The organism is Coprococcus sp. AF16-22 (genome assembly GCF_003461545.1).
In the GTDB taxonomy this organism is placed as follows: domain Bacteria; phylum Bacillota; class Clostridia; order Lachnospirales; family Lachnospiraceae; genus Coprococcus; species Coprococcus aceti.
Genome location: NZ_QTXH01000008.1, coordinates 139148 through 145229, shown reverse-complemented (window position 1 = coordinate 145229; position 6082 = coordinate 139148). Strand labels below are relative to the sequence as shown.

General features: G+C 38.7%; 7 protein-coding genes and 1 pseudogene. All 8 read right to left on the bottom strand.

Translation table 11 applies throughout. The annotated features are described in order from the left end of the window. Positions 1 to 503 precede the first annotated feature (503 nt). Positions 504 to 824, bottom strand: coding sequence for a hypothetical protein (locus DWW60_RS10050; RefSeq protein ID WP_004853459.1), 321 nt, complete (start codon positions 822 to 824; stop codon positions 504 to 506). 17 nt (positions 825 to 841) lie between these two features. Continuing rightward, a pseudogene (locus DWW60_RS14110) lies at positions 842 to 976 on the bottom strand (AAA family ATPase); the annotation flags it as partial. A gap of 350 nt (positions 977 to 1326) precedes the next feature. Then, on the bottom strand, positions 1327 to 1761 hold the full coding sequence (locus DWW60_RS10040; RefSeq protein ID WP_243002946.1) for a hypothetical protein: 435 nt from the start codon (positions 1759 to 1761) through the stop codon (positions 1327 to 1329). Between the two features lie 57 nt (positions 1762 to 1818). Next, complete coding sequence (locus tag DWW60_RS10035; protein ID WP_117875293.1) at positions 1819 to 2445, bottom strand: alpha/beta fold hydrolase; 627 nt, start codon at positions 2443 to 2445, stop codon at positions 1819 to 1821. Positions 2446 to 2471: 26 nt separating this feature from the next. Beyond that, positions 2472 to 3761: an ATP-binding protein gene (locus tag DWW60_RS10030; RefSeq protein ID WP_117875292.1), complete on the bottom strand. Its 1290-nt coding sequence runs from the start codon at positions 3759 to 3761 to the stop codon at positions 2472 to 2474. 244 nt (positions 3762 to 4005) lie between these two features. Then, complete coding sequence (locus DWW60_RS10020) at positions 4006 to 4959, bottom strand: hypothetical protein (RefSeq protein WP_117875290.1); 954 nt, start codon at positions 4957 to 4959, stop codon at positions 4006 to 4008. Positions 4960 to 5002: 43 nt separating this feature from the next. Further along, complete coding sequence (locus DWW60_RS10015; protein WP_117875289.1) at positions 5003 to 5437, bottom strand: hypothetical protein; 435 nt, start codon at positions 5435 to 5437, stop codon at positions 5003 to 5005. A gap of 169 nt (positions 5438 to 5606) precedes the next feature. Further along, entirely contained in the window at positions 5607 to 6068 is a 462-nt protein-coding gene (locus DWW60_RS10010; protein ID WP_117875288.1) for an NUDIX hydrolase, read from the bottom strand. Between the last annotated feature and the right edge of the window lie 14 nt (positions 6069 to 6082).

The window sequence follows — 6082 nt, the reverse complement described above, 5'->3', positions numbered from 1 at the left end:
TTTAAAAACTCATACTGTCTAATCTATAGGGTACATTTTATTAAGGGATTTAATAACTGTTATATTTTGTTATTAAATTCTCAGCAAGTCCTTGAAAACACTGGATTTATCGCAGGTGAGCTTTCCCTTATGTTATATCATCCCATCAGTGTTTACGAACTCTGATAAGGGCAAATACAAGGACACAAGATGTCCAGTGGACATCTGCTCTGAACCGACCGTAGTGGAACGAAGAGCGGCAGCGGAGACCAAGAAAATTATACAAAACAGTATAACACAAAATAAAAGCGACATGGTGAACTGATTGAAATGCTTCTGATTTTTGCAACAAATGATTGATTAAACGATAAATCTTGCCCCTACTTTAGTATATTGTCCTATACAAATCCAATAACCTAATTGATTATATCATTTACCTTTTGCATAATTGCTTACAAAAAGCAAATTCAACTATTAACATAATGAAAGCTAATAAAACATATTTCACGGTGGCACCGATGAGGTCAATGATATAATAACCACCTGAAACTATCCGCACTTCCTGATTTTGACCAAATACTCTCCCAAGTTTCAACCTTCCAGTCACTATTTTTTTGATATGTTACTAAAAAGGAAAGTTCACCTTTACATACATAAAGCACTTTAGCTTTTTGTTTGTCATACTCTAACACCTTGCAATATGAAATATCTTCAATCATTTCAAAGCTCTCTAAATCAAATTCTGTTCCATATTTTAGCGTCAATACTTCCGCTTTAACATAAGGATATCCAGAAACAATCAATATAATAAATAACATACATATTATTATATATTTCTTTTTCATACTTCACCTACTATTTATCCATCATAGCAACTCATAAATTCCGAAAAGCTCAAAGGGTACATATGAACCTCATCCCCTCTGCCGCCAAATTCAGTAGCTATATCTCTGGATAAAAACTTTGCATTACTTCCCGTTACAAACACGTCGCAATTCTTCTTATTCCTGTTACAATTTTAACCAGACCATTTCCTTCACGATTTATAAGTTGTTCTAAATAGTAATCTCTTTTAATTTCTTTTACCATGACATTTTCTCCCAAAAGATATTTCGGTTATTGTATCCCTAAATATCTTCTATTATCTCCAACAACATGATACTATGCAATCGTCTAAAAGATTTTTGGGTTAACATACGCCAAAATATCTTCTAGGGGAGTCCACATTCATATATAATATAAACACCAAAAACGGCAGGCCGTCTGTTATATGACCACCTGCCTGTTACCTGCTCTAATAGTATTTTCCGTGTATCACCAGTCCATCAAACTTGAAGTTGACCAATATCATTTTGCGTTCTTATACGAAAGCAGAATATGGCTTGGCGCAAACAATATTGCTGCGATAAGCAACAGAATTGATCTGCTCATAATTCCACTAAACAAGAACAAAACTGAGGGAATAACAGATAGCGCCAGTGCTCTGAATATGCTGCTCTTCTTAAAGCAAATTATCCAAATTGCACAATACAACACTACTAATATCGCGTCCACAATAAGGTATATGGCAAATGCTTCGTCAGACCACCACCCGAACCATGTTCCAGGAATGTTAATTATCATAAAACCAAAGCAGCCAAACCTTCCTATCTGTTCTACAACCTCAACATATTTATTGCTCCATTTGTTTTGAAATCCCTCTTTGCATCTAACTGCAAAAATAATATTGGGTATCATAATAACTGCAATCATTATCAGTCCGAATATATTTAACCAATCCATATCTTCCTCCATAAATTCACATCACCACATGCCCTTGTCTGGGCGCACCACTGAATTTTATCTGATATTATCATAAAATCTCTGCAACACGATCGCCAACTCTTCCGGAGCTTCTATGTTTGCTTCATGACCTGTTTTCGCAAGTTCATGGAAACAGGCGTTGTTCAAATATTGGCAAAGTTCTTTTGAAATTTTTTTGTTTGCAGTGTCCCTTTCCCCACAAATGAGCAATACCGGACAAGACACCTTATGCAGGGAGTCACTGAAATCCAATTCAGCCATCGTCCCGCACAGGCTGATAACATCCGCTTTTTTGAAACCCATTTTACTGAATGCCGAATTCGGCATAAGATGAAACAACATATTCTGAACTTTCAATAATTTTTGAGGCATTTTATACTGTGCTGCAATTAATACGAGCGACTTTACTTTATCTGGGTGGTCTATCGCATAATTAAGTGCCAAAACAGCGCCTAGAGAAAGCCCACATAAGACAATTTCATCGTTCACCTTGTCACATTCTGATGAGAATGCCGAATATAATTCCTTATATGTAGCAGATTTTCCTTCTAACATCTCTGCCAAACTAAATTTGACACTACTTTCCGATACCTTCGTTTCTTTTATTACTCTATTCCAACTGTCTGGTTTTTGCCCTAGTCCATGCAAATATAAATACTTCATATATTGTCACTCCTTCAAACCAAAATTTACAAATTACATACCGCATATAGTGGTATATTTACCATCCATTCCTGATCCATATACTTTAGAGTTGAAAAACGTACAGCTTTCTCAGGATGGAATTTATCGCAATATGCTTTTAGACTCTGCGACCTTATATTCGTTTCTGCCTTTACTTCAATAGGTATAATTGCAGCCTCTTTTTGGATCAAAAAATCCTGTTCAAACGTAGCTTTTTCTGTCCCATAGTAATATGGTGTGTACGGCGTATCTGAAATCAACTGCTGCAACACATATTGCTCTGTAAGCGCACCCTTAAATTCTATAAAAATATCATTTCCTTCCAATATGGATGTCGCTGGCAACTCACTTAATGCCCCCAACAATCCGACATCCAGCATAAACAATTTATACGCATTCATGCTTTGATATGCTTTTAGAGGCATATGAGGTTCATTTACACGATTAACTTTATAAATCAGTCCACAGTCAAGCAGCCATTGAATTGCTATTTCAAACTCGCTGCTACGAGCCCCCTTTTTTATCTGACCAAAAAAGAATTTTTTGTTTTCTTTTGCCAACTGCATTGGGATAGAATTCCACACCATTCTGATTCTTGGAAGCACCCTGCTTTCAATATGCTTTCCAAAATCCCCTTCATACTGTCTTAATATATCGCTTTGAATCTGCCTTACTTCTGTATAATCTTTGTCTAGTCGAAAAGCATCAACTACCGCAGGCATTCCTCCCGTGTAATAATAGTTTTTTAACCAGAAAAGGTATTTGTCAGAAAAATTATCAATAATGGAATAGTCTTTTATCTTTAATTCATCTGCCAGTTTTTTCTCGCCCATAGCATATAAAAACTCTCTAAAGTTAAGCGGATATAGATCCAACAAATCAACTTTACCAACCGGATACGACACTCCCTCATGAATTGCCACTCCCAGCAGTGACCCTGCTGCTATAATATGGTATTCTGGTGCTTCTTCGCAGAAATATTTCAAGGATTCTAAAGCTTTTGGTGTGTTCTGGATCTCATCAAGAATAATCAATGTATTCCCTGGAGTAATTGTTACTCCTGACTCAATATTTAAATTCATTATGATTCGTTCAATATCAAAATCATTTTCAAAAACCGCATTCATACGTTGGTTGTTATAAAAAGAAATGTATGCTGTTTTCTCATAACAGTTCTTTCCAAATTCCTTCATCAACCAGGTCTTTCCCACCTGTCTGGCTCCCATTATAATTAAAGGTTTTCTATTTTTCTTCCCTTTCCACTGTAACAGATCATTCATTGCAAATCGAAACATTATCACACCGTCCTTTCTCTGATAGTATACCACATTTTTTATGGTCTATTCTAGCATTGTTTCAGCACTTTTTCCGACCTTGTCGGCTTTGTCTTTGCATTTTTTCCGGCCTTGTATCGCTGTGATATCACATTTTTCCATTACTGGTAGTAGATTTGTTACGTTTTTAATAGCCACACATGTCGATTCTATCAAAATAAGAAGAAGTCCGAGTGTTCCCGGACTTCTATCGCACAATTCTACATTATTTAAAAAACCAGAAAAGCTTCCCGCCATATGGATTTTTCTTACTGAGCAACCGTGCTGAAACTGCATGGAATAATAAAAATGCACCGCTTATGAGCGTCATCACCAGTTCAAACTGTGATAAGACTGACATGGAATTATCATTATAGCCAATATAAACATTCTTACTGCCCAGAATACTGCAATTTCCCTCATACCAGAACACATTGGCACCATTGACCGGTGAATCCGCCTTAATCTGCAGCACCGTATAAGTTGACCGAATGCCTTTCCCATAAAGTGATTTGTAATTTCTGACATCATTTCCGCTATATACCTTGACATGATTGGAGCTCAGCCGAGAACTTTGATATGTTACAGTTCCTGTTGTATGATTCTTCGCGCAGGCATATCCGACAACCTGCGTCATACCCGCCACAAAGAAAATCAAAGCAACTACAAGTGCCAAAATCTCAGCCGTATAGAATGCATTCACCGATTTGCTCTTCGTTTCTATCTCCTCATCACGACTCCATGGTTTACTACGGAAATTGCGAATTGCTGATGGCAACAGGCAGATTGCGCCAACCAACCCCAGCAAGGATAAAATCAAACATATAAGCACCGGTGTCTTTGTTCCGATAATCAGGTCTGCATTCACTCCCTGTTCTGTCGATTCATCCATAAACGTGATGTTCCCACTTACCAGCACCTTTTCATCCTGTTTTAGATGTGACTTGTTTCCGGGATAATAATAGTGGAAGAATATCGTTCCTCCATCCTCTCTGGCTCCATCTACTTTCAATATTGCATAGCCGCTTGTCCCATGCTTGTCATCACTCGCAACCGTTGCCGGCAATGCATTCGATGAAAGCAGCGAGAATCTCGGCACACAATAAAACGCAGTCACAACAAACAAAACGACACACACAATGGCAATCACCATATTTGAAACATTCTTTTTGTAAGTCATATATAATCCTCCATTCTTGTGGGGACGTTCCTTTTGTCACGAATCACTTTCCAAGCAAACCTTTTACTCCTTTTACTATCACAAATATTCCAACTGCCAGAAATATTCCCTCCATCACGATTGGCATTATATAAGCCGACAAAGATACCGTGCCTGAATCCCTGTTTGCCATGAGAACTAAGATATTGCCACCTATCATGAGCAGAGCTGAAAATGTGAACATCCCCCCTACCGCGATCATGACTATATTTCCCGCAATATTCCTTCCCTTTTGTACAGTTCTTATGGTCGTGTCTATGCCCTCTTTATGTTCTCTGTAGAAATCCGTGACCGGATTGTCCACTGCACCATTTCCATCCCAGGACATCGCCATACGCGCATTTGCCTCATACTGGTACTGCGAAGATCTGCCGCGATCTTGCACTTCAGGTGCTTTGCCATTCTTCACCGCTATATAATCCTTCACGCTCTTTACCATAGCGACTATTCCCATAATGCCAAATAGGCTAAGCACAATTCTCGGTACACTTATGACATGTACATCATCTCCAAGAAGGGGAATTATTCCCCATCCCATGCAAGACACTATAAATCCCAGTGCTGTTTTTCGCGATTATATTCCCCTTCACTATATCTCATATTCATTATCAATAAAATTCCAGCCTGTGCTCCACCAGCTCGCTTCCCTCATATACGAGCTTGAGTGAGAAAAATCTCTTCTCCCCTTCAAGCAGCAGTTTCAGAAATATCGCATCCCCGCTCCACGTCGGAAGTATTGGCACGATTTCTTTATCTATCCATTGAAGATCCCCCTCATCGCATATCTGAACTTCCCCATCAAATCCATCTGCGGTGAACAGGCACATAAGCTCATTCTCACACTCATTGCTGATAAATGTCACCAGCCCTCTGAATCTATACGATGTAAGCGTAAGTCCCGTCTCCTCCTTTATCTCCCTCAGAAGGCAGTCCTCCGGACTCTCGCCCTCCTCGGCATGTCCACCCACGCCTATCCATTTGCCTTTATTAATATCCTTCTCCTTCTTTGTCCTGTGGAGCATCAGGTATCTTCCATCTTTCTCTATGTAACAAAGTGTTGTCATCTTCATATTAACCTCCCAGG

What these genes read in the sequence shown, in the direction of transcription:
- DWW60_RS10050 (WP_004853459.1), bottom strand. Translation starts at nt 824, where the DNA reads ATGAAAAAGAAATATATAATAATATGTATGTTATTTATTATATTGATT.
- DWW60_RS10040 (WP_243002946.1), bottom strand. Translation starts at nt 1,761, where the DNA reads ATGGATTGGTTAAATATATTCGGACTGATAATGATTGCAGTTATTATG.
- DWW60_RS10035 (WP_117875293.1), bottom strand. Translation starts at nt 2,445, where the DNA reads ATGAAGTATTTATATTTGCATGGACTAGGGCAAAAACCAGACAGTTGG.
- DWW60_RS10030 (WP_117875292.1), bottom strand. Translation starts at nt 3,761, where the DNA reads ATGTTTCGATTTGCAATGAATGATCTGTTACAGTGGAAAGGGAAGAAA.
- DWW60_RS10020 (WP_117875290.1), bottom strand. Translation starts at nt 4,959, where the DNA reads ATGACTTACAAAAAGAATGTTTCAAATATGGTGATTGCCATTGTGTGT.
- DWW60_RS10015 (WP_117875289.1), bottom strand. Translation starts at nt 5,437, where the DNA reads ATGGTAAAGAGCGTGAAGGATTATATAGCGGTGAAGAATGGCAAAGCA.
- DWW60_RS10010 (WP_117875288.1), bottom strand. Translation starts at nt 6,068, where the DNA reads ATGAAGATGACAACACTTTGTTACATAGAGAAAGATGGAAGATACCTG.